This is a genomic window from Pseudomonas lalkuanensis, from assembly GCF_008807375.1.
Classification (GTDB): domain Bacteria; phylum Pseudomonadota; class Gammaproteobacteria; order Pseudomonadales; family Pseudomonadaceae; genus Metapseudomonas; species Metapseudomonas lalkuanensis.
Genome location: NZ_CP043311.1, coordinates 1,546,842 through 1,569,433 on the forward strand (window position 1 = coordinate 1,546,842; position 22,592 = coordinate 1,569,433).

Annotated in this window: 13 protein-coding genes and 2 pseudogenes; 9 read left to right on the forward strand and 6 right to left on the reverse strand. The window is 66.5% G+C overall.

Annotation, left to right across the window (positions count from 1 at the left end; translation table 11 throughout):
* Window positions 1-84 precede the first annotated feature (84 nt).
* From FXN65_RS07430 to FXN65_RS07450, 5 genes are read left to right on the forward strand one after another with little or no spacing between them, the layout of a single operon-like run.
* Window positions 85-864 (forward strand): efflux RND transporter periplasmic adaptor subunit, encoded by a 780-nt coding sequence (locus FXN65_RS07430; protein ID WP_151132443.1) that lies wholly within the window; start codon window positions 85-87, stop codon window positions 862-864.
* Entirely contained in the window at window positions 861-2,180 is a 1,320-nt protein-coding gene (locus tag FXN65_RS07435; protein WP_151132444.1) for an efflux RND transporter periplasmic adaptor subunit, read from the forward strand. The genes FXN65_RS07430 and FXN65_RS07435 overlap by 4 nt, the downstream gene beginning before the upstream one ends.
* Window positions 2,177-4,273, forward strand: coding sequence for an HlyD family efflux transporter periplasmic adaptor subunit (locus FXN65_RS07440; RefSeq protein ID WP_178119427.1), 2,097 nt, complete (start codon window positions 2,177-2,179; stop codon window positions 4,271-4,273). Before FXN65_RS07435 ends, FXN65_RS07440 begins: the two co-directional genes overlap by 4 nt.
* Before the next feature lie 27 nt (window positions 4,274-4,300).
* Window positions 4,301-5,101 carry an aspartyl/asparaginyl beta-hydroxylase domain-containing protein gene (locus tag FXN65_RS07445; protein WP_151132446.1) on the forward strand — a complete coding sequence of 267 codons (801 nt, stop codon included), beginning with the start codon at window positions 4,301-4,303 and terminating at the stop codon, window positions 5,099-5,101.
* Window positions 5,089-6,066, forward strand: a complete 978-nt coding sequence (locus tag FXN65_RS07450) for a sulfotransferase family protein (protein WP_151132447.1) — start codon at window positions 5,089-5,091, stop codon at window positions 6,064-6,066. The genes FXN65_RS07445 and FXN65_RS07450 overlap by 13 nt, the downstream gene beginning before the upstream one ends.
* Here FXN65_RS07450 and FXN65_RS07455 read toward each other — a convergent pair.
* Window positions 6,054-6,479: a GNAT family N-acetyltransferase gene (locus tag FXN65_RS07455; protein WP_178119282.1), complete on the reverse strand. Its 426-nt coding sequence runs from the start codon at window positions 6,477-6,479 to the stop codon at window positions 6,054-6,056. The two genes, FXN65_RS07450 and FXN65_RS07455, sit on opposite strands and share 13 nt — an antisense overlap.
* Window positions 6,480-6,612: 133 nt before the next feature.
* On the opposite strand from FXN65_RS07455, the gene FXN65_RS07460 reads away from it, so the two are divergent.
* The gene (locus tag FXN65_RS07460) at window positions 6,613-6,915 is read left to right on the forward strand and encodes a DUF6916 family protein (protein ID WP_151132449.1); all 303 of its coding nucleotides are present in this window, start codon (window positions 6,613-6,615) and stop codon (window positions 6,913-6,915) included.
* Between the two features lie 22 nt (window positions 6,916-6,937).
* On the opposite strand, the gene FXN65_RS07465 is transcribed toward FXN65_RS07460, so the two are convergent.
* Window positions 6,938-7,510, reverse strand: coding sequence for a phage tail protein (locus FXN65_RS07465; protein ID WP_151132450.1), 573 nt, complete (start codon window positions 7,508-7,510; stop codon window positions 6,938-6,940).
* 18 nt (window positions 7,511-7,528) lie between these two features.
* Window positions 7,529-8,116, reverse strand: a complete 588-nt coding sequence (locus tag FXN65_RS07470) for a phage tail protein (RefSeq protein ID WP_151132451.1) — start codon at window positions 8,114-8,116, stop codon at window positions 7,529-7,531.
* Between the two features lie 389 nt (window positions 8,117-8,505).
* Here FXN65_RS07470 and FXN65_RS28600 point away from each other — a divergent pair.
* The 3 genes and pseudogenes from FXN65_RS28600 to FXN65_RS07480 all read left to right on the forward strand — a co-directional run.
* Window positions 8,506-13,497, forward strand: a pseudogene (locus FXN65_RS28600) (DUF4347 domain-containing protein); the annotation flags it as partial.
* A 147-nt stretch (window positions 13,498-13,644) separates the two neighbouring features.
* Window positions 13,645-19,095 (forward strand): annotated as a pseudogene (locus FXN65_RS28605) (beta strand repeat-containing protein); the annotation flags it as partial.
* Window positions 19,096-19,147: 52 nt separating this feature from the next.
* Window positions 19,148-20,641 carry a TolC family protein gene (locus tag FXN65_RS07480; RefSeq protein ID WP_151132453.1) on the forward strand — a complete coding sequence of 498 codons (1,494 nt, stop codon included), beginning with the start codon at window positions 19,148-19,150 and terminating at the stop codon, window positions 20,639-20,641.
* A gap of 109 nt (window positions 20,642-20,750) precedes the next feature.
* Here the strand turns inward: FXN65_RS07480 and FXN65_RS07485 are convergent, their stop codons facing one another.
* From FXN65_RS07485 to FXN65_RS28395, 3 genes are read right to left on the reverse strand one after another with little or no spacing between them, the layout of a single operon-like run.
* Window positions 20,751-21,356 carry a c-type cytochrome gene (locus FXN65_RS07485; RefSeq protein ID WP_151132454.1) on the reverse strand — a complete coding sequence of 202 codons (606 nt, stop codon included), beginning with the start codon at window positions 21,354-21,356 and terminating at the stop codon, window positions 20,751-20,753.
* A 10-nt stretch (window positions 21,357-21,366) separates the two neighbouring features.
* A complete protein-coding gene (locus FXN65_RS07490) occupies window positions 21,367-22,317 on the reverse strand; it encodes a copper resistance protein B (RefSeq protein WP_151132455.1) in 951 nt (316 codons plus the stop codon).
* On the reverse strand, window positions 22,307-22,588 hold the full coding sequence (locus tag FXN65_RS28395; RefSeq protein ID WP_280178738.1) for a hypothetical protein: 282 nt from the start codon (window positions 22,586-22,588) through the stop codon (window positions 22,307-22,309). The genes FXN65_RS07490 and FXN65_RS28395 overlap by 11 nt, the downstream gene beginning before the upstream one ends.
* Window positions 22,589-22,592: the final 4 nt, after the last annotated feature.

Below are 22,592 nucleotides of genomic sequence, written 5' to 3' on the forward strand. Positions count from 1 at the left end.
GGCAAGATAATTCCTCGGACCAGATTCCTATTGTCCGACAGCTCTCATAGACTCTTGCCCACTTCTTTCCAGGGAATGGCCTTGATGAAACGCACGCTGTGGACGTTGTTGGGCTTGGTTGGGCTGGTCGCTACCGTATGGGCGGAGGAGCCGCCCGCGCAGGACCCCTTGCTCGATGCCCCTGCAGCGGCGACCGCTTCCGGCAGTGAAGCCCGTGGCGTGCTGCGTGCGCGCAACCAGGCGGTACTGGCCAGCGAGCTGGCCGGGCGCATCGTCGAGATGCCCTATGCCGAAGGCCAGGCATTCAAGAAGGGCGAAGTGCTGGTGCGCTTCGACTGCAGCGCCTACCAGGCCCAGCTCAATGCCGCCAATTCCGCCGTGCGTGCCGCCCGCGAAGAACTGAAGAACAAGCAGCAACTCGCCGCCCTGAACTCGGTGGGCCGCTTCGAAGTGGCCCTGGCCGAGGCACGCCAGGCCCAGTCCCAGGCCGAAGCGCAGGTCTACCAGGTGCAGGTGCAACGCTGCCAGGTGAAGGCCCCCTTCGACGGCCAGGTGGTGGCGCGCAAGGTGCAGCCCCATGAGAGCGTCGCCAGTGGTGCGCCGCTGTTGGAGGTGGTGGACAACCGCACCCTGGAAATCCACCTGCTGGTGCCTTCGCGCTGGCTGAGCCGGCTCAAGCCCGAGCAGGCCTTCGATTTCGTTCCCGATGAAACCGGCAAGCCGCTGCATGCGGTTATCAAGCGGCTGGGCGCGCGGATCGACGAAGGCAGCCAGACCCTGTTGCTGATCGGCGGCCTGCCGGCCGATGCCGAGGGCCTGCTGGCCGGCATGAGCGGCACCGCGCATTTCCCGGAGACGCCATGAACGCAGCCACGCCCGGTGCAGCCGAGCGTGTTTTCGCGCTCTTCCTCGGGCTGGAGAAGCAGGCACGCCAGGCGGCCAGCGCCGGGCAACTGGCCTTTGCCATGGTCAATGATGGCCAGGCGCTGTTTGGCTTCCGCCACGCGGCGCTGCTGATTGCCGGCAAGGTGCAGGCACTGACCGGCGTCAGCGTGGTGGAGCCCAATGCCCCCTTCGTCGCCTTCGTCGAGCGAGCCGCCGGGCGATTGCTTGGCCAGGGTGCGCTGGACCAGGCCTGCAGCGTCGATGCCGCGTTGCTCGACGAGCAGTCCCGCGCCGATTGGCAGACGCTGTCTGCCCCTCAAGCCTGCTGGGTGCCCTTGAAGGACCGCCATGGCGCAATCTTCGGTGGACTCTGGCTGGCGCGCGAACACCCCTTCAACGAGGCCGAACTGACCCTGCTGACCCAGCTTGGCGATACCTACGCCCACGCCTGGCTGGCCCTGCAGCCGCGCAAGCCCTGGCGCCTGCGCTGGCCGAAGAAGAAGCTGCTGGCCATCGCCGGTGGCCTGTGCCTGTTGCTCCTGATTCCGGTGCGCCAGTCGGTGCTGGCGCCGGCCGAAGTGGTGCCACTGGGCGGCCGGGTGGTGGCTGCGCCGCTGGATGGGGTGATTGCCGAATTCCTGGTCAAACCCAACCAGAGCGTGGCCGCAGGTGACCTGCTGGTGCGCTTCGACGCCACCAGCCTGAAGGCCCAGGCGGACGTCGCCGAGCGTGCCCTGGGCGTCGCCGAGGCCGAGCTCAAGGCCAACACCCAGCGTGCCTTCGCCGATGCCGAATCCAGTTCGCGGATCGACTTGCTGGCGGCGCGGGTGGAGCAGAAACGCGCCGAACGCGATTACGCCCGCGAACTCCTGGCCCGTAGCGAAGTGCGCGCCGAGCGTGCCGGCATCGCAGTGTTCGCCGATGCCGAGCGCTTGACCGGCAAGCCGGTGCAGACCGGTGAGCGGCTGATGCAGATCGCCGATCCGGCCCAGGCGGAATTGCGCATTGAACTGCCGGTGGGAGATGCCATCGCCCTGCAACCCGGTGCCGAGGTGGCGCTGTTCCTCGACAGCGACCCGCTCAACCGGCATGCCGCGCGCCTCGAACGTGCGGCATACGAAGCCCAGGGCACCGCCGCCGGACAACTGGCCTACCGCCTCGATGCGGCCTTCCTCGACGCGCCGCCGCGCATTGGCCTGCGCGGCACCGCCAAGCTGTTCGGCGACCGCGCGCCGCTGGCCTATTACCTGCTGCGCCGGCCGCTCGCCGCGCTGCGTCAGAGCCTGGGCTACTGATGCTGCCGGCGCTGCGTCCCGACCTGCAGCTGTCACCGGCCGCCCCCGGCCTGGACGGCGCGCCGCAATGGACCCTGGCCGATCCCTTGCGCGGCCGCTACTTCAAGCTGGGTGCCGCCGCCGTGCGTCTGCTGCGCCACTGGGCACTGAGCGATCCACAACGGGTGCTGGAGGCCGCCAACGCCGAGCCGGGGTTGCCCCTGGGCGGTGCTGAACTGGACGAAATGCTGCGTTTTCTGCGAGGGCATGACCTGATCGCCGCTTCGGATGAGGAACAGCGCGCCAGCTTCGCGATGAAGTCCGCCGCCCAGCAACAGAGCCTGGGCAAGCGGGTGCTGCACCAGTACCTGTTCTTCCGCATTCCGCTGTGGCGCCCGGACGCCTTCCTCAATCGCGCCTGGCCTGTGCTGGAGCGCAACGGCCCGTGGATGCTGCGCTGGGGCCTGCCGCTGGTATTCGCCCTCGGCCTGTTCCTGGTGGCGCGAGACTGGCAGCGCTTCATCGCCACCTTCCCGCACCTGTTCAGCCTTGGTGGAGCGATGGCCTTTGGTGTGGCCCTGACCTTCGCCAAGCTCTGCCACGAGTTCGGCCATGCCTTCATGGCCAAGCGCGCTGGCTGCCGGGTGCAGAGCATGGGCCTGGCCTTCATGGTGCTGCTGCCGATGTTCTACACCGATGTCAGCGATGCCTGGCGGGTCAATGACCGGCGCTCGCGATTGCTGATCGGCGCCGGCGGCGTGCTCGCCGAACTGGTATTGGCGGTACTGGCGCTGCTGGCCTGGTCGCTGTTGCCGGATGGCCCGCTGCGCACCTCGGCCTTCATGCTGGCCAGCGCCACCTGGATTACCACGCTGCTGATCAACCTCAACCCCTTCATGCGTTTCGACGGCTACTTCCTGCTCACCGACCTCTGGGGTGTGGATAACTTGCAGACGCGGGCCTTCGCCCTGTGCCGCTGGCGCCTGCGCGAAGCGCTGTTCGGCTATGGCGAGCCGGCGCCGGAGCCCTGGTCGCCGGCCATGGCCAGGCGTCTGCTGATCTGGGGCTACGGCTCCTGGCTGTGGCGTGCGGTGCTGTTCTTCGGCATTGCGCTGGCGGTGTATCACCTGTTCTTCAAGGTGCTGGGCATCTTCCTGATGCTGGTGGAGCTGGTCTGGTTCATCGGCCTGCCGATCTGGAAGGAGCTGCTGGAGTGGTGGCAGCGCCGCGACCAGACGAACCCGCGCAAGGTACTGCTGACCGGCGGTGGACTCCTGGTGCTGCTGGCCCTGATGGTGTTGCCGTGGCGCAGTTCGGTCGAGGTCCCCGCGCTGCTGGAGGCCTCCCGTGCCACCGCACTGCATGCTCCGGTGGCGGCAAGATTGAAGACGTTGCAGGTGAAGGATGGCCAGGCGGTGGAGCGGGGTACGCTGCTGCTGGAACTGGAATCCCCTGACCTGGATTCGCGCCAGTCCATCGTTCGCCGCGAAATCGAAATCCTCCAATTGCAGCTGCGCCGCCAGGCCGGGCGCAGTGAGACCGCCGCCGACGCAGGCATCCTCGAACAGCGACTGGCCGAGGCCGTGGCCGAGTACCGCGGCCTGGCCGCCCAACGCGAGCGCCTGCAACTGCGCGCACCCCAGGCCGGCGTCGTGCGTGACCTGCTGCCCGACCTCACGGTTGGACGTTGGCTAAACCCCCAGGAAGTGCTGGCGCGAGTGGTGGAGCCGGGCCAGCGACTGCGCGGCTACCTGGCCGAAGAGTATCTCTGGCGCGTGCAGCCGGGAGCGCAGGGCCGCTTCATCGCCGACGACCCGGCGCGCCCCGCGATTCCGGTACGGCTGGACGAGGTGGATGCCACCGGCGTCGCCTATCTGGAGCTGGAAGCGCTCAGTTCCGACCATCACGGCCCCATCGCCGTGCGCCGCGATGCCCAGCACCGCGCCGAGCCGGTGCAGGCCCAGTACGGCGTGCGCCTGAGCCTGCTGGACGACGCCATCCACCCGGCCCAGCCCCTGCGCGGCGTGGTGGTGCTGGATGGGGAAGGGCAGTCGGTCCTCGGTTTCGCCTGGCGCCGATTGGCGGCGCTGGGTGTGAGGGAAAGCGGTTTCTGAACAACAGCCGGAAACAAGGACGATTGAATGGCGACGCCTCCACTACCGATCTGTTCGCGCCTGCCTCTGCGGTTCGAGTTGGCGCCCCTGCTGGACGCCCTGGGGCGAATCGACGAATCCGCGTGGCAGGGCCACTTCAATACCGGCTATTACGAGGGCGACTGGAGCGGTGTCGCCCTGGTCGCTCCGGACGATGCGCCGCTGCCACTGGCTCCCGGCCAGGGCACGCCGGTTCGCAGTGGCTGGTGGCAACGGGAGGCCGCCTGGAACGATCTGCTGGATGCCTTCCACACCACCGTGCGCAGTGCGCGCCTGCTGCGCCTGGGGCCGGGCTCGCGCATCCACGAACACTGCGACCCTGACCTTGGCATGCCGGGCAGCGACCTGCGCCTGCATGTGCCGCTGCTGAGCCCGGCAGGGGTTGAGTTCCTCGTCGATGGTCTGCAAGTGCCCATGCAGCCGGGGCAGTGCTGGTTCCTCGATCTGTCGCGCCCGCATCGTGTGGATAACCCCGGGCCGGGCGAGCGCATTCACCTGGTGCTGGATTGCCAGCCCAACGCTTGGCTGCTTGGGCTCATCGAACAGGGCCTGCCTGACACACCCGCGCTGCGGCCAGGGAGGGCGGAGCAGGCCTTCGCGCGGTTCCGCGAACTCGTGGAGCAGGATGCGCAGCTGGCCTGGCGCCTGCGCGAGCTGACCGACGTGGGTGAATTTCAGCGTGCGGCAGTTGCCCTGGGCGCCGAGCACGACCTGTATTTTTCTGAAGCGGAAGTCCGGGCCGCGATGCGCCAGGGCAAGCAGGCATGGAACGATCAATGGCGAGCATGAACCCGGACGATTTCATCGGCTGGCTGCCCATCCGAACCTGGCAGCACGAGGGCGTGTGGCGGGTGGACTGGTGCTGGTTTGGCGAGCAGCGGTTGACCCGGCCCTTCTTTCGCGACGACGTGGACCAGGCCCTGCGCCTGCCCTTCAACCAGGCGTTTCGGCGCGAGAGCAGCCTCCAGGCGCTGCTGGACTGGTGGGCCGCGAGCCCCGGCCTGGCGCCAGCTGCCTTCATTTTTCATGCCTCCCGCTGCGGCTCGACCCTGATCGCGCAGATGCTGGCCAGCCTGGACAGCCATGTGGTCCTGTCCGAGCCTCCGCCTCTGGACAGCCTGCTGCGCGGCCACTATCGGGATGGTCTCGTCGGCTGTGCCCAGGAGGCCGGCGTGGTCGCGATGCTGTCGGCATTGGGTCAGGCCCCCACGCCTTCGGCGAAGCATCTGGTGGTCAAGCTGGATGCCTGGAACCTGTTCGAATTGCCCATCCTGCGACGCTGCTTCCCGGATACGCCGTGGGTGTTCCTCTATCGCGATCCCCTGGAGATCGCCGCGTCGCACCTGTTGATGCCCGGCATGCACATGATTCCCGGACAGCTCGGGGTTTCACCGCTGAACGAGGCGGGGGAGGCCACGGTGCCACGCGAGGCTTACATCGCCCGGCGGCTGGGCCGCCTGCTGGAGCAGGCGGCCGTCATGTGCCGGGAATACGGCGGGCTGGCGCTCAATTACAGCGAGCTGCCCCACGCTGTGGTGGGCCAGCTGCGCGAACCGTTGCGGCTGGCTCCGGATCAGCTGGAGGTGGTCATGGCCGCCAGCCGGCAGAATGCCAAGCGGCCAGGCGAGACGTTCGCGGCGGACGCACAGCGCAAGCGCGATTCGGCCCCGGCCGCCCTGTGCGATGCGGTGTCACGCTGGGCGGAAGGGCCTTACCGGGCACTGGAGGCGCTGCGCCTGGATCAGTCGCGCTGAACGGGGTCGCGGCGCATTTGCAGCTGAACCTGGTCCGCGCTTGCTGGCAGGGTGCGGAATCCCAGGCGCTGGTAGAGGCGGATCGCCGGGTTGTGCCCCATGACCGCCAGCTCCAGCGCTTTGCATTGCCGGTCTGCGTGGCGGGTGAGATCGCCCAGCAGCCGTTGGCCGTAGCCGTGCCCCCGGTAACGGGCCTCCAGGCCGATTTCCAGCACGCGTATCGTGCTGGCGCCTTCATGAAGGGTAATGAGTCCGATGGGCGCGTCGTCCAGCAGCACCAGTTCCGTGCGGGCCTCGGGATAGTGGCTGGCGAAGGCTCGCTGCTGGAGCTGCCATTGCTGTTCGAGGAGGCCGGGGCAGGCGGCGATCATGGCCGGGTCCAGCCCGCGCAACTGGGCGAAGAGCTGACGCATCCAGGGCTCGTCGGCCGCACTGGCTGCCCGCTTGGTTAGAACTTCAGGCGTCTTTATCTCGATCATGCGCTGCTGTACTTTCCTCTACCGCTCAGGCCCGTGCCTGAATTCCTAACGATCAGGGAGTGACCAGATGTTCATCGAAACCCAGGGCCTTACCGCAAAGATGTTCGCCTCCGAGGTTGGCCAGGTCTTCACCGCCGAGACGGTGCCCGAACCTGTGCAGCTGACCTTGCTGAGGCTGGTGGAAGGCAGTGCTCCCAATCCGGGATTCCGCACGCCGTTCTCGCTGATCTTCACCACGCCGATGAGCGTACTCCTGCTGGAAGCGCAATACCGCCTGAAGAGCGCCAGCGGAAAGGAATATCTGCTGCACCTCAGCCCGATCGTTTCTCCCCTCGACGGTCAGCGCCACTACCAGGCCCAGTTCAACTAGGCCTGGTAGTGGGCAGTCCGGGTCAGTTGCGGCTCGGGAATACACCCTGGGTGCAGATGCACTGGGTCAGTGCCAGGAACGGCTGCACCACGCCGGTGGGCAGGTTCTGACCATTGAGCTCTAGCGTTACCTGGAGACTCGCCTGCACGGGCAGTTCGACGCTTCCCGGCGCCGGAGCGTAGATCTGCACGGTCACACCGGTACGGCCCGAGCTACCTTGCGCCTGGGCCAGGGTGGCGTCTGCCGCAGGCTGCTCGGAGGCGGCCGCCGTAGTGGACGACTGCAGCACCACAGTCGCTTCGGCGGTGGCGCCGTGGGTGTGGACGGGCAGGTTGAGTGTGGTCAGCGTGACGTTTTCCGAGCCGGCCGTCTGGCCGAGCGGATATTGAGCGCTTTGCCCGACCGCTGCCCGTCCGTTGAGGTTGGGCAGGCCGAAGGTCTGGACGCCGTTGCCGCCATAGGCGACGCCCAGCAGGGCGAACAGCGCCTGGTTCTGCTGGATCGACAACAACTGGCCGCTGCAGGTCATCCAGTTCCGTGGTGCGAAGTTGCCGGCGAAGGGCGCGATCACACCGAGGTAACTTTCGATATCCATTCGTGAGTCCTCGCGCCGTCAGTTGCGGGAGGGGAAGACCCCTTCCATGCAGATGATGTAATTGATCACGGTGAACGGCTGCAGAATGGAGAAAGGCTGGCTACTGCCGGCAGCCTGGACGCTGACGGTGGCCGCGCTGGTCAGGGGCAGGTTCACCGAACCGGGGGCCGGGGCGTAGATCTTCACGTCCACGGGCGTGCGGCCCGAGGCGCCATTTGCGGCGGCAAGCACGCTGTCCGCTGCCGGTGTTGCCGAAGTCGCCGCTGCGGTGCTGGCGGGCAGGGAGGCGGTGGCGGTCGCGGTAGCGACGTGGGTGTGGGCGGGCATCTGCGCGGTGGTCAGGGTCACCGACTCGGTGCCGGCCATCTCGCCCAGGCTGTACAGGGAGGTGCCGATGGACTGGCCGGCGCCGACGGGCACGCGACCTTGCAGGTTCGGCAGGCAGAAGGTGGTCTGACCGTTACCACCATAGACGGTGCCGAGGAGCGAGAACAGGGCGCTGTATTGAGAGATGGAGATGGTCTGCCCCTGGCAGAACGCCCAGCCACGGGGAGCGAAATTGGGGGCCCAACCGCTGATGGAGCCGAGATAGGACTGGTCACTCATGAGACTGATTCCTTCCTTGCGTGTGTGAGGCTTTATTGGAATAGGCAAGGAAGTACTGGCAATAGAATGGCACTTCCCTGCGCGCGGTGAACAATAGACGAAATTTCCTCTCGTCTCATGTTCTTTAGCACATGGAAACGTCGATTCTGTGACCCAAACGAAGTAAGGCCGGGCTGTTTAAGACTTCTTGGTCATTGATGGCAGGTTGATGGCTGAAAGCCATTTTCAGAGTAGGAAAAAGCAAATAACATCGTCGGACTAATCAGGCAGTGCAGAGTCACCGACAGGGAGCGCACAGCATGTTCTGGTCGAACAAGAATAAAGTATCCGGCCGCCCGTCCCAGGCCGAAGTCCGTTCTCCCCTGGCTCTGCCCCTCGAACCTCGCATGATGTTCGACGGTGCCGTCGCCGCCACCGTTGCCGATACCGCGGCGAGCCAGCCCACCGACGTTCCTGATGCGCAGGACACCGCTGCGGCCGAGAGTTCGTCCCATGACGGCCTGGCCGCCACACCCACTGGAGGCACCGGCGACCAGCGCCAGGAAGTGGTGTTCGTCGATAACGGCGTCAAGGACTTCCAGAAGCTGGTTGCGGCCATCAAACCGGGCACCGAAGTGGTGGTTCTGGATAGCAGCAAGGATGGCCTGCAGCAGATCGCCGACTACCTGGACGGCCGCAGTGGCATCGATGCCATCCATATCATCAGCCATGGCTCGGAAGGGCAGGTGCTGCTCGGTACTTCGGTGCTGGACATGGGCAGCGTCCAGCTGCGTGCGGACGACCTGGCCGCCATCGGCGATTCACTGAAGTCGGACGGCGATATCCTGATCTACGGCTGCGATGTGGCCAAGGGTTCCGGCCAGACCCTGATCCAGCAGATCGCCAGCCTCACGGCGGCCGATGTGGCGGCATCCAGCGATGCCACCGGGGAGCTGGTCAAAGGCGGGGACTGGAATCTCGAAGCAGCGGTGGGCAGCCTTGAAACAGCGTCGCTCTGGCAGGATGCGGCGCCCGGCTATGACAACCTGCTGGCCACTGTTTCACTCAATTCGACCTGGCTGGTCAACGGTGCTGATGAATGGAGCTACTCGGACAACCAGACCGCTGGGGACCTTCAAAGCGACGGTACTGGCATCTATTTCTTCGTCGATACGAATGCCTTCAACACGGCTCCCGTCGAATTCACCATCAGCAGCAGCGGCGGGCCGTTCAATCTTGACAGCATCACCGTCCGACCTTTCAACGACAACAACGATTACCAGTTCGAGATCTACCCCACCGGCAACTATGGCGCCAAGGTCACCAGCGTCCTGATTGGCAACCAGGCCAACCAGTCCATCGTCATCAACACCAACCTGGCGAACATCACGTCCTTCACCATACGTTTTGTTGATACGGGCGCCTTCCAGGGTTCGCCCGCCAACATGGACTTCCTCAGCTTCACGACTTCACCCGCCAATGCCGCGCCGACCCTCGGCAACGTCAATGGCGACAGCGTGGCCTGGGCTGGCATTGGCAGTAGCGTGACGCTGGACGCCGGCGGCAATGCCACGCTGGCGGACGCTGAATTCGGTGCACTCAACGGCGGTAACGGCAACTGGGCCGGCGCCAGCCTGACCCTGCAGCGTCCCAGCGGCGCGGTGTCCAGTGATGACTTCGGCTTCAATTCCTCGGCGCTGTTCACCGTCAGCGGCAACAGTGCGAGCGGCAACCTGCAAGCCGGTGGTCAGACCTTTGCGACCTACACCAACACCGGCGGTGTGCTGACCATCACCTTCACCAGTAGCAGCGCAATAGCCACCACGGCGCTGGTCAATGACGTGGCGCGGCATATCACTTACCGCAGCGACACCCCGGCCGGCGATGCTACGGTGCGTTTCACCCTGAGCGACGGCACCTCCAGCGCCACGGCCAATACCACGGTCACCAGCGACACCATCTACATCACCAACACCACCGACACCGCCACGATCGACGCGACTAACGGCGTGAGCTTCAGCGAGGCGGTGGCGATTGCCGCTCAAGACGCCACGGGCAGCCAGACGCTGGTTTTCGGCAGCAATTTCAACAGCGCCGTATCGCTGGCCGGTAACCTGGCCATCAACGAAAGCCTGATCCTCAACGCCGATTCGGCCTCGGGCCTCACCATCAACGGCGGCAACACCATCACCCTGGGCGGCGGCACCACGCTGGGCTTCACCAATTCCACCGGCACCGTCACCATTGCCGCCACGCTTGGCGGCAGCGGTTCACTGAGCAAGGCCGGCGGCGGCACGCTAGCCCTGAGCAGCGTCAGCAACGAAGCCAACATGTCCGGCGGCATCACGGTCAGTGGCGGTACCTTGCAGGTGCAGAGCGACGATCACCTGTCCTCCGGCACCCTGACCTTGAATGGCGGCACCCTGACCAACAACGCCACCGCGATGACCATCGACAATGCCATCGTGTTGGGCGCGGCCGGCGGCACCTTCAACATCGGCGGAGGCGGTGGCGCCACCACGGTCGTGCTGTCCGGCACGATCTCGGGCAGCGGTAGCCTGACCAAGAATGGCCAGGCCATCCTGGAACTGAGCGGCAACAACAGCTACACCGGCGCCACCAACGTGACGGGCACCCTGATCGCGAGCCACGCCAACGCGCTTGGCACTACCGCCGGCTCCACCACGGTCGCCGACGGCTCTACCGTGCGCCTGGCCGGAGCGCTCACCGTAGCCGAGTCCTTCAGTATCACCGGCAGTGGCAAGACGGTGTCCGCCGTCAACTACGGCGCGCTGCACCTGGTCAGTGGCAGCACGACCGTAAGCGGCACGGTGACGCTGACGGGCGCTGCCGACATCAGCGCGGCCTCTGGCAGCACACTGACTCTCAGCGGCGCCCTGGATGGGGCGTTCAACTTGAACAAGACCGACTCCGGCACGCTGGTCCTGACCAACAGCGCCAACGAGGCGGGGCACACCGGCGGCACCACCATCACCGGCGGCACCTTGTCGATCGCCAACGACGACCACCTGGGTTCCGGTCAGGTCACGCTGAACGGCGGCACCCTGGGCATCACCAACGCCGCCACGATCGACAACGCGATCGCACTGGCCTCCGCCTCGGCCATTTCCACCAGCGCCAATGCCACTCTCAGCGGCACCCTCAGCGGCAGCGGCACCCTGACCAAGTCCGGCGCCGGCACGCTGACCCTGTCCGGGAGCAACACCCACAGCGGTGCCGTCAACCTCACCGCCGGCGGCCTGACCCTGACCGGCGGCTCGGCGCTCGGCAACAACAGCTCGGTGACGCAATCGGCCGGCACCACCCTGACCCTGTCCAGCGATGAGACCATCGGCTCCCTGGCAGGCAGCGGCAGCGTGGTCCTCAACGCACGGTTGACCACGGGCGGCGACAACACCAGCACCACCTATGCCGGTGTGATCTCCGGCTCGGGGTTCGGCATCACCAAGCAGGGCAGCGGCACGCTGACGCTGACCGGCAACAACAGCTACACCGGCGCCACCAACGTGTCGGCGGGCGGACTGACGGTCAACCGCGCCGGCGGCGCGCTGGATGACAACACGTCGGTGACGGTGGCGTCCGGCGCGACCCTGACCGTCGCGGCCGGCGAAACCATCGACGCCTTGTCCGGCGCCGGTACCGTGGCCCTCGGCACCTCCGCGCTGACGATCGGCATCAATGGCACCAGCAGCACTTTCTCCGGCGCCATCACCGGCTCCGGCACCCTGACGCTGGATGGCGGCGGCACCTTCACGTTGTCCGGCACCAACAGCGGACAGGGCTGGGGGATGCAGGTGTTGAGCGGCGGCACCGTTTCGATCGCCGGCGACGCCAACCTGGGCAGCGGAACCCTGCAGCTGAACGACGGCACGCTGTCGGTCACCAGCGCCGGTACCGTCGACAATGCAATCACCCTGGGCGCGAGCGCCGGCAGCGTTTCGGTGGGCTCCGGCCTGGCCGTCAGCCTGAGTGGCACGATCAGTGGCGGCGGCGCCCTGACCAAGACCGGCAGCGGCACGCTGACCCTGGCGGGAGGCAACAACTATTCGGGCACCACCACCGTTTCCGCCGGTACCTTGTCGGTAAACGGCAGCACTGCCAGTGCGACCATCGTGGGCAGCGGCGCCACGCTGGCCGGTAGCGGCATCCTGGGTGGCAATGTGACGGTCCAGAACGGCGGCACCCTGTCGCCGGGCAACAGCGCCGGCACCCTGACGGTGAACGGCAACCTGGTGATGAGCGCGGGCAGCACCCTGGCGGTCGAGATCAACGGCACCACGGCCGGTACCCAGTACGACCAGGTGGTGGTCAATGGCACAGTGAACGTTTCCGGCGCCACCTTGGCCGTAACCCATGGCTACGCGCCCGGCCTCGGCGATGTCTACACCCTGATCGACAACGATCTCAGCGACAGCGTGACCGGCAACTTCAGTGGCCTCGCCGAAGGCGGCACCCTGACCGCCGGCGGCAACAGTACCGTGCTGACTGCCAGCTACGTCGGCGACACCGGCAACGACTTCACCCTGACGGCACCAACCAACAGCATTCCGGTGGTGACCGGTCTCGACGGCGACAGCACGCCCTATACCGCCGGCACCACGGTGGTGCTCGACGCTGGCGGCAACGCTGTGGTCAGCGACGCCGAAGACGACCTGGCGAACTGGAACGGCGGCAGCCTGGTGGTGCAGCGTTATACCGGCGGTAGCGCCGACCCGAGCGCCAACGACCTGTTCGGTTTCGACCTGAGCAACGCCAACTTCAGCGTCAGCGGCACCGCCTCCAGCGGCGACCTGCAGTTCGCCGGACTCACCTTCGCGACCTACAACTACGTCGGCGGCGTGCTGACCATCACCTTCACCGGCAGCAGCCTTCCGGCGTCCACCGCGCTGGTGCAGGACGTGGTGCGTAACATCAGCTACAACAACGCCACACCCTACGGCGACGCGAACATCCGTTTCGCACTCACCGATAGGCAGGGCTCCACAGTCAACAGTGACGTCACGCTGACCTGCTCGACCATCTACGTCGACCAGAGTAACGACGATGCCGGCGGCGACGCGGCCGACGGCTTCAGCCTGCGCGAAGCGCTGGCTCGCGGCGCGGCCCAGGGTGGCGCCGACACGATTCGCGTGGTACTGGCCGATAACAGCACCATCACCCTCGGCAGCGGCATCACCAGCGGCGCGGGCGACACCCTCGACCTCGACGGCGCCAACGGCCTGGTCATCACTGGCAGCACCATCACGCTGGGCGGCGCCTTCACCGTCAACAACGGCCTGACCGACACCGCCACGATCGCCAGCACGCTGGCCGGCAGCGCCACGCTGACCAAGACTGGCGCCGGCACACTGACGCTGACCAGTAGCGGAAACGAGGCCGGCTACTCGGGCGCCATCGCGCTCAACGGCGGCACCCTGGCTATCGGCAACGACGACGCCCTCGGCAGCGGCGCGCTGCAGTTCGACGGCGGCACCTTGGATGTCACCTCCGGCGGCGTCACGGTCGACAACGCGATGGCCTTCGGCAGTGGTGGCGGCACGCTCAACGCCAACGTCGACTGGACCGCCTCGGGCGTGTTCTCCGGCAATGGCACTCTGAGCAAGACCGGCATCTTCGGCACCCTGGCGCTGAGCGGCACCAGCGCGCACACCGGCACCACCACGCTGGGCGAGGGCATCCTGGCGGTCGGCAGCGACAGCAACCTCGGCAGCGGCCTGGTGAGCGTCTATGGCGGCACCTTCTCGGTCACCACCAATGGCCAGACCATCGACAACGCGTTCGACATCACCAGCCGCTCCGGCGCCATCGAACTGGGCTTCGGCATCGAGGCCACGCTGTCGGGCCTGATCACCGGCAGCGGCGACTTCTTCAAGAGCGGCAGCGGCACGCTCAACCTGACCAACACCGGCAACAGCGCCAGCAGTTGGACCTTCGGCCAGGTCAACGGCAAGACGGTGGTCACCTCGGCCGACCAGATCGGTGGCGGCATCCTCAAGCTTGCCGGCGGCACGCTGGCGGTCAATGCCAACAGCACCTTCACGCTCAACCGGGTGACCCAGGTGATCAGCACGGTCGCGCTCGATGCCACCGGCAGCGGCACCGGCGTGGTGATCAGCCTCGGCGGCGCGATGAGCGGCAGCGGCGCGTTCAGCCTCAATGCCGGCGACAGCCAGATCTACCTGAGCAACGCCAGCAACCTGACCGGCCCGCTCACGCTGTCCTCAAGCGGCGGCACCGGCCTGGTGGCGGCGATCGGCACCGGCACCCTGGGCAGTGGCACGATCAACCTGACCGCGGGCTCCACGCTCGGCGTGGCCGGCAGCAGCCGTACCTTCAGCAACGACATCGTGCTGCAGGGCGACGCCACGCTGCGCACCGGATCCCCGGCAACGGGCGCCGACAACATCACCTTCAGCGGCGTCATCAGCGAAAGCGGCGGCGCGCGCAACCTGACGGTGAACGCCTACTCGGTGGCCGGCAACCACACCGACGTGGTCCTGGCTGGCAACAACACCTACACCGGTACGACCACGCTGGTCAGCGGCACCCTGAAGGTGGCGTCCGACGCCAACCTCGGCGGCGGCGACCTGGTGCTTGCCGGCGGCACGCTGGCCATCGGCGGCGCTACCACCATCGACAACAACGTGAACGTGTCGGGCGGGGCGACCATCCAGACCGATGCGGCGACGACCCTGTCCGGCGTGATTTCCGGCGGCGCCACCCTGACCAAGAGTGGTAGCGAGACCCTGACGCTGACCGGCACCGAGAACCACAGCGGCACCACCCATGTTTCCGCCGGTACCCTGGTGGTCAACGGCAGCACGGCTGGCGCTACCACAGTGGGCAGCGGTGCGACCCTGGCCGGTATCGGTACGTTGGGCGGTGCGGTGACGGTGCAAAGCGGCGGTACGCTTGCTCCGGGAGGCAGTGCGGCGGGTGTCCTCACCATCAATGGCCCCCTCAACATGGCGGCTGGCAGCACCCTTGCGCTGCAGATCAATGGCCTGGTCGCGGGCTCGGGCCATGACCAGATCGTGGTGAACGGAGCGGTGGACGTGAGCGGTGCCACCCTGGCCGTCACCCACGGCTACGCGCCGGGGGAGGGCGATTCCTACACCATCATCGACAACGATCTCGCCGATGGCGTGACCGGCAACTTCAGTGGTCTCCCCGAAGACGGCAACCAGGCCTCGGCCGGCAACGGCACCGTACTGACTGCCAGCTACATCGGCGGCACTGGCAATGACGTCACCCTGACCGCACCCATCTTCCCGAGGGTGACCGGTGTGACGTCCAGCAACGGCAATGGCCAGTACGGCATCGGCGATGTCATCACCATCACGGTGACCTTCGACGCCAATGTCAACGTGACCGGCATCCCCCAACTGCTGCTGGAGACCGGTGTCACCGATCGGACCCTCGACTACGTTTCCGGTTCGGGCAGCAATACCCTGACCTTCAGCTACACGGTGCAGGCGGGTGACGTTGCGGCCGATCTCGACTATGCCACCACCACGGCGCTGACCCTCAACGGCGGCACTATCAAGGGCGCTGCCAGCCAGGATGCCATCCTCACCCTGGCTGCCCCCGGCGCTGCCGGTTCCCTGGGGGCCAACAAGGCCCTGGTGGTCGACGGCGTGCGGCCGTCCGCCAGCATTGCGCTCAGCGACAGCAACTTGAAGGCGGGCGAAACCGCCACGGTGACCATCACCTTCGACGAGGCGGTGAGCGGCCTGGATATCGCCGACTTCACTGTGGCCAATGGCACCCTGAGCAATCTCAGCTCCAGCGACGGCGGCCTCACCTGGACCGCGACCCTGACCCCAACGGCCAACAGCGTGAGCACGGGCAACCTGATCACCCTGGACGCCACCGGCTACACCGACGCGGCGGGAAATACCGGGGCGAGCACCACCACCTCCAACGCTTACGTCATCGACACCCAGCGCCCGACCGCCACCATCACGGTTGCGGACAGCGCGTTGGCGGCGGGTGAGTCCACCACTGTCACCATCACCTTCAGCGAGGCAGTCACCGGCCTGACCAACGCCGACTTCACGGTGGCCAATGGTGTGCTGAGCGGCCTTAGCTCCAGCGACGGCGGTATCACCTGGACGGCCACCCTGACGCCGACATCGGGTCATACCAGCACCGGTAATCTGATCACGCTGGACAACACCGGTGTGCAGGACGCGGCGGGCAACACCGGGCTGAACACCACCGCCTCCAACGCCTACGCCATCGACAGCGCGCGCCCGACCGCCACCATCACGGTCGCGGACACCGCCCTGGCAGTCGGCGAGACCAGCACCGTCACCATCACCTTCAGCGAGGCGGTGAGCGGCCTGGATATCGCCGACTTCTCGGTGGCCAATGGCACCCTGAGCAATCTCAGCTCCAGCGACGGTGGCCTCACCTGGACCGCGATCCTGACCCCAACGGCCAACAGTGTGAGCACGGGCAACCTGATCACCCTGGACGCCACCGGCTACACCGACGCGGCGGGCAACACCGGGGCGAGCACCACCACCTCCAACGCCTACGCCATCGACACCCAGCGCCCGACCGCCACCATCACGGTTGCGGACAGCGCGTTGGCGGTGGGTGAGACCACCACTGTCACCATCACCTTCAGCGAGGCAGTCACCGGCCTGACCAACGCCGACTTCACGGTGGCCAATGGCGTGCTGAGCAACCTCAGCAGCAGTGACGGCGGTATCACCTGGACGGCCACCCTGACGCCGACATCGGGTCATACCAGCACCGGTAATCTGATCACGCTGGACAACACCGGTGTGCAGGACGCGGCGGGCAACACTGGGGCGAGCACCACCACCTCCAACACCTACGCCATCGACACCCAGCGCCCGACCGCCACCATCACGGTTGCGGACAGCGCGCTGGCGGCGGGTGAGACCACCACTGTCACCATCACCTTCAGCGAGGCAGTCACCGGCCTGACCAACGCCGACTTCACGGTGGCCAATGGTGTGCTGAGCGGCCTTAGCTCCAGCGACGGCGGTATCACCTGGACGGCCACCCTGACGCCGACATCGGGTCATACCAGCACCGGTAATCTGATCACGCTGGACAACACCGGTGTGCAGGACGCGGCGGGCAATACCGGGGCGAGCACCACCACCTCCAACACCTACGCCATCGACACCCAGCGCCCGACCGCCACCATCACGGTCGCGGACACCGCCCTGGCAGTCGGCGAGACCAGCACCGTCACCATCACCTTCAGCGAGGCGGTGAGCGGCCTGGATATCGCCGACTTCACGGTGGCCAATGGCACCCTGAGCAATCTCAGCTCCAGCGACGGTGGCCTCACCTGGACCGCGATCCTGATCCCAACGGCCAACAGCGTGAGCACGGGCAACCTGATCACCCTGGACGCCACCGGCTACACCGACGCGGCGGGCAACACCGGGGCGAGCACCACCACCTCCAACGCCTACGCCATCGACACCCAGCGCCCGACCGCCACCATCACGGTTGCGGACAGCGCGTTGGCGGCGGGTGAGACCACCACTGTCACCATCACTTTCAGCGAGGCAGTCACCGGCCTGACCAACGCCGACTTCACGGTGGCCAATGGCGTGCTGAGCAACCTCAGCAGCAGTGACGGCGGTATCACCTGGACGGCCACCCTGACGCCGACATCGGGTCATACCAGCACCGGTAATCTGATCACGCTGGACAACACCGGTGTGCAGGACGCGGCGGGCAACACCGGGCTGAACACCACCGCCTCCAACGCCTACGCCATCGACAACCAGCGCCCGACCGTGGCGAGCGTCAGCGTGCCGGTCGGCGTGCACTACAACGCCGGCGATACCCTGACCTTCGTGGTCAATGCCAGCGAAGCGGTGATCGTCAACGGCACACCGCGCCTGGCCATTGATATGGGCGGCACCACGGTGTTCGCCGATTACGTGGCGGGTTCCGGCAGCAGCACGCTGGTATTCCAGTACACGATCCGGGCGGGCGACAACGACGCCGATGGCATCGCGGTCACCGGCCTGGTGGCCAACGGAGCGACCGTGCGTGATGCCATCGGCAATGCGATGAACCTGACGCTGAATGGCGTCGGCGACACCAGCGGCCTGATAGTCGACACCACGGCTCCGGGCGCCAGTGCGACGGTCGCGCCGCTCGCCACTCCGGGCAGCGTGCAGTACACCGTGACCTTCGACGAGAACGTCAGCGGCGTCGACCTCAGTGACTTCCACCTGGTCACCACCGGCAACGTCACCGGTACCTTGCAATCGCTGGTGCAGGTCGATAGCCGTACCTTCCTGGTCACCGTCAGCAACGTCGCGGGCGCCGGTACCCTCAGCCTCGCGCTGAACGCCACCGGCACGCTGATCACCGATAACGCCGGCAACGCCATGCTCAGCGGGCTTTCGGCGCCGACCTACAGCGTGCCGCAGAGCGATGGCGATCCGGAGTTCCGCGCCAATCCGCCGGTCATCGTGCCGCCGCAGCCGACGGTGCCGTTCGATCCCGTGCAGCCCAACGTGCCGCCGCCACCCTTCACCTCGCCGCTCATTCCGCCGCCGCTGTTCGAGCAGCCGACCCTGGGCAGCGGCATCCCGACCCTGGGCAATATCTTCATCAACCAGGGAGCCCTGGCGCCCAGCTTCATTGCCCAGGTATTCGCCAGCAGCGATAGCTTCGGCGACGGTTCGGGCAGGGGCTTCCTCGGCTTTGGTGGTGGTGATGCCAATGTGTTCGGCAGCAGCAGCCTGTCCGGCTTCTTCAACAAGGAGGTACCGCAGGACGGCGAGGAGATGAAGCTGTTCGACGGCAAGCAATGGCGTGGCGCCGGGGAGGGCGGCCAGGGCATTCGTGGCGGCTCTGGCGCGCCGACGCTGACGCAGCAGCTGCACGACATGCAGGAACGGGAGCATCGCCAGGTCCGCGACCTGGCCATGGCACTGGGACAGATCCAGGCGGATCGCCCGCAGGCTTGAACAACAACGAATTAGAGATCTGTAAGTGCCGTGTCTAGGGGGCGGCCCAAGGATGAGCAAAGCAGCGAAGCTTTTCACCGTCAGCGTGCTGGCGCTGGCGGTCACCGGATGCGCGGTGACCAGCCAGCCTATCGACCGTAGCGTCAGCGAACAGCGTGCTCGCCAGGATATGGCGAGCATGTTCAAGGACCAGGAGCCCCTCAGCGGCCCCCTGACCCTGCATGAGGCCATGGCCCGTGCCGTGAAGTACAACCTCGAGGCGCGCCTCAAGGTGATGGAAGAAGCCCTGGCCAAGCGCCAGGTGGATCTGGCCAGCTTCGACATGCTGCCGCGCATGGCCATGGAAGCGGGCTACGCCGGGCGCAGCAACGTCAGCGCCTCCAGCAGCCAGAGCGTGCTGACCAACACCCAGTCCCTGGAGCCGTCCACCTCCCAGGACCGCGACCGTGGCGTGGCGGACCTGACCATGGTGTGGAACGTGCTGGACTTCGGCGTCAGCTACGTCAGCGCCAAGCAGCAGGCCGACCAGCGCCTGATCGTCCAGGAACGGCGCCGCAAGGTGGTCCACACCATCATCCAGGACGTGCGTTCGGCCTACTGGCGCGCCGTGGCCGCCGAGCGCCTGCTGAAGCAGATCGACAGCCTGATGGCCCGCGTCGACGAGGCACGCGCCAGCAGCCAGCGCATGAGCAGCGAGCGCATCGGCGACCCGGTGCAGTCGCTCAGCTACCAGCGGGCGCTGATTGAAGCCACCCGCCAACTGGAAGAACAGCGCCGTGCGCTGTCCCTGGCCAAGACCGAACTGGCCGCGCTGGTGAACCTGCCGCTGAACACCGATTTCACCCTGGCCGCGGATGACAACTACCAGGTGCCCGAGCTCAAGGTGGACATCACCCGCCTGGAAGAAGAAGCCCTGGCCAGCCGCCCGGAACTGCGCGAGCAGGACTACCAGGCGCGCATCAGTGCCGCCGAAACGCGCAAGGCGATGCTGCGCCTGTTGCCGGGTCTGGAGTTCTCCGCTGGCGGTCACTACGACAGCAACTCGTTCCTGGTGAACCAGAGCTGGGCCGACTACGGCGTGAAGGTCACCTGGAACCTGTTCAACGCGATCTCCGCACCGGCCGCCATCGACGTCGCCAAGGCTGGCGAGTCGGTCGCCGCGGCGCGTCGCCAGGCCATGTCGATGGCCGTGCTGGCGCAGCTCTATGTGGCCAACGCCAACTACCACGAGGCCCAGCGCCAGTTCCAGACCAGCCAGCAACTGGCCGAGCTGGACGGGCAGATCGCCGAGCAGTTGCGCAACCGCTACAAGACCCAGAGCATCGGTGAACTGGACCTGATCCAGGGTGAGCTGAATACCCTGCAGGCGCAGCTCAAGCGCGACCTGTCCTACGCCGAACTGCGCAACGCCTATGCCCAGCTGTTCGTCAGCGCCGGCGTCGACCCGCTACCGGAATCCCTGCCGGACGACAAGCTGGCCACCATCGCCAGCGCGCTGCAGAGCAACGAATCGCGCTGGGCCAGTGGGGACATCGGCGCGAAGTAGAACCGTGGGAGCGAATTCATTCGCGAATGAATTCGCTCCCACAGCTTCATAGGGTGGGGGAGCGGAGCGGTACCCATCCTACGGTCTACCTGGTGCGGGGGGATGGCGCTCAGTGCACATGCCCCTCGTCATGGCCATGTCCTTCATCCTCGGCCAGTTCGCTTTCGTGCCCGTGGGGAGTGCTTTCGCCACCGCCGTGCTGGTGCCCGTCGCTGCTGGCCACCAGTTGGCGATAGCCGGCGGCGTCCAGCTTGGGTAGCTGCTGGAGGAACGCCACCATCCCCCAGATGTGTTCGTCGCCCATGCTCTTGCCCCAGGCCGCCATGCCGGTGGCCTTGATGCCGTGCTTGATCACCCAGAACGTCGCCGCCGGGTCGCCATCCACCCCTTGCCGGGCGAGGTTCGGCGGGGCGGGGTAGAGGGCCTGGCTGAGCTCGGTGGCCTCGACGCCGGGAGCCAGGTGGCAGCCCACGCACATGGCGTCGTAGTTGCCGGCGCCGGCACGGATCAGTTCGGCGCCGTCCAGCGGCGGTACCTGGATACCCCGCGAACGCACTTCGATGGAGCGGTCCCGTGCTGCCGTGAGGAAGCTATGGACCAGTGAATAGTGCGGGTCGTCGGCGGCGACGTTGACCACGCCGCTGTAGACCACGCCGCCCACGCCGGCGGCGACCACCAGGCCGGTGAGGGCCAGGATTTTTATTGTTTTTTTCATGGTTGGGTTCTCAGAACCAGATGCGGATGCCGGCGACGAAGCGCGCCTCGTTGTTATCCTCGCCTTCTTCGCTCGCGAAGTCGGCGGTATTGCCGTAGTTGCGGTTCCAGGTCACGCCGATGTAAGGCGCGAACTCGCGGACGATTTCGTAGCGCAGGCGCAGGCCCACCTCGGTATTGGCCAGGCCCGAGCCGACGCCGCGCTCGTGGTCGTTGCGGCCATGGAGGTTCACCTCGGCCGTGGGCTGCAGGATCAGCTTGTTGGTCAGCAGGATGTCGTAGTCGCCTTCCAGGCGCAGGGCGCTCTGGCCGTTCTCGCCGAGGAATGCGGTGGCTTCTGCCTCGAAGCCGTACAGCGCCATGCCCTGCACGCCGAAGGCGGCCCAGGTCTGGGGCGAGCCCGGCTTGAAGTCCTGGCGCACGCCGGCCACCAGGTCCCACCATGGACTGATGGCGCGACCATAGAGCGCCTGGACTTCCGCTTCCTCGGTCCTGCCGTTGGCGCGCTCGCCCTCGGAACGGAACCACAAGCGATTGATGTCGCTGCCGACCCAGCCGGATGCGTCCCAGCTCAGCACGCTGGCGTTGTCGGCGTCCTGGTACTCCAACTGGTCCAACAGGAAGAAGCTGTTGATCCCGCCGGCATGCATGGTGTGGGGCGGCAGCTCCGGGAAGGCGGCGGCGCGGTCGGCATCGCTGGGCACGGGGATTGGAGTGCGGCTGCCATAGCCGGCGGGTTGTGCCTTTTGGCCATGTTCCATCCCGCCATGGTTCATCTGGCTGTGATCCATGCTGCCGTGGTCCGTCTGGCCATGGTTCATCTGGTTGTGATCCATGCTGCCGTGATTCATCTGCCCATGCCCCATGGCCTCGTGATCCATGGTCTCGGCTGCCTGCGCACCGCCAGCCGCGACCACGGCGACCAGGGCAAGCAGGGCAGGGTGTTTGGGACTATCGATCATCGTTGCTTTCCGCCTTGGGCTTGGCGTCCTTGTGCATGGCGCCGTGGTCCATCTTGCTGTGGTCCATTCCCTTCATCTGGCTGTGATCCATGCCCTGCATCTGACTGTGATCCATCTGCCCGTGGTTCATCTGGCCATGGTTCATTTGCCCGGCCTCGCTCGACGGGGACTTCTGGTGCCCGGTTTGGTCGTGCTGTCCGGCCCAGGCGGCGGGAGCCAGCAGGGCGAAGGCCAGTGCGGCGGCGGTGAGGGTCTGCATCGATTTGTTCATGGGA

Coding starts and splice junctions, on each gene's coding strand:
- FXN65_RS07430 (WP_151132443.1), top strand. CDS start 85: ATGAAACGCACGCTGTGGACGTTGTTGGGCTTGGTTGGGCTGGTCGCT.
- FXN65_RS07435 (WP_151132444.1), top strand. CDS start 861: ATGAACGCAGCCACGCCCGGTGCAGCCGAGCGTGTTTTCGCGCTCTTC.
- FXN65_RS07445 (WP_151132446.1), top strand. CDS start 4,301: ATGGCGACGCCTCCACTACCGATCTGTTCGCGCCTGCCTCTGCGGTTC.
- FXN65_RS07450 (WP_151132447.1), top strand. CDS start 5,089: ATGGCGAGCATGAACCCGGACGATTTCATCGGCTGGCTGCCCATCCGA.
- FXN65_RS07455 (WP_178119282.1), bottom strand. CDS start 6,479: ATGCGTCAGCTCTTCGCCCAGTTGCGCGGGCTGGACCCGGCCATGATC.
- FXN65_RS07460 (WP_151132449.1), top strand. CDS start 6,613: ATGTTCATCGAAACCCAGGGCCTTACCGCAAAGATGTTCGCCTCCGAG.
- FXN65_RS07465 (WP_151132450.1), bottom strand. CDS start 7,510: ATGGATATCGAAAGTTACCTCGGTGTGATCGCGCCCTTCGCCGGCAAC.
- FXN65_RS07470 (WP_151132451.1), bottom strand. CDS start 8,116: ATGAGTGACCAGTCCTATCTCGGCTCCATCAGCGGTTGGGCCCCCAAT.
- FXN65_RS07480 (WP_151132453.1), top strand. CDS start 19,148: ATGAGCAAAGCAGCGAAGCTTTTCACCGTCAGCGTGCTGGCGCTGGCG.
- FXN65_RS07485 (WP_151132454.1), bottom strand. CDS start 21,356: ATGAAAAAAACAATAAAAATCCTGGCCCTCACCGGCCTGGTGGTCGCC.
- FXN65_RS07490 (WP_151132455.1), bottom strand. CDS start 22,317: ATGATCGATAGTCCCAAACACCCTGCCCTGCTTGCCCTGGTCGCCGTG.
- FXN65_RS28395 (WP_280178738.1), bottom strand. CDS start 22,588: ATGAACAAATCGATGCAGACCCTCACCGCCGCCGCACTGGCCTTCGCC.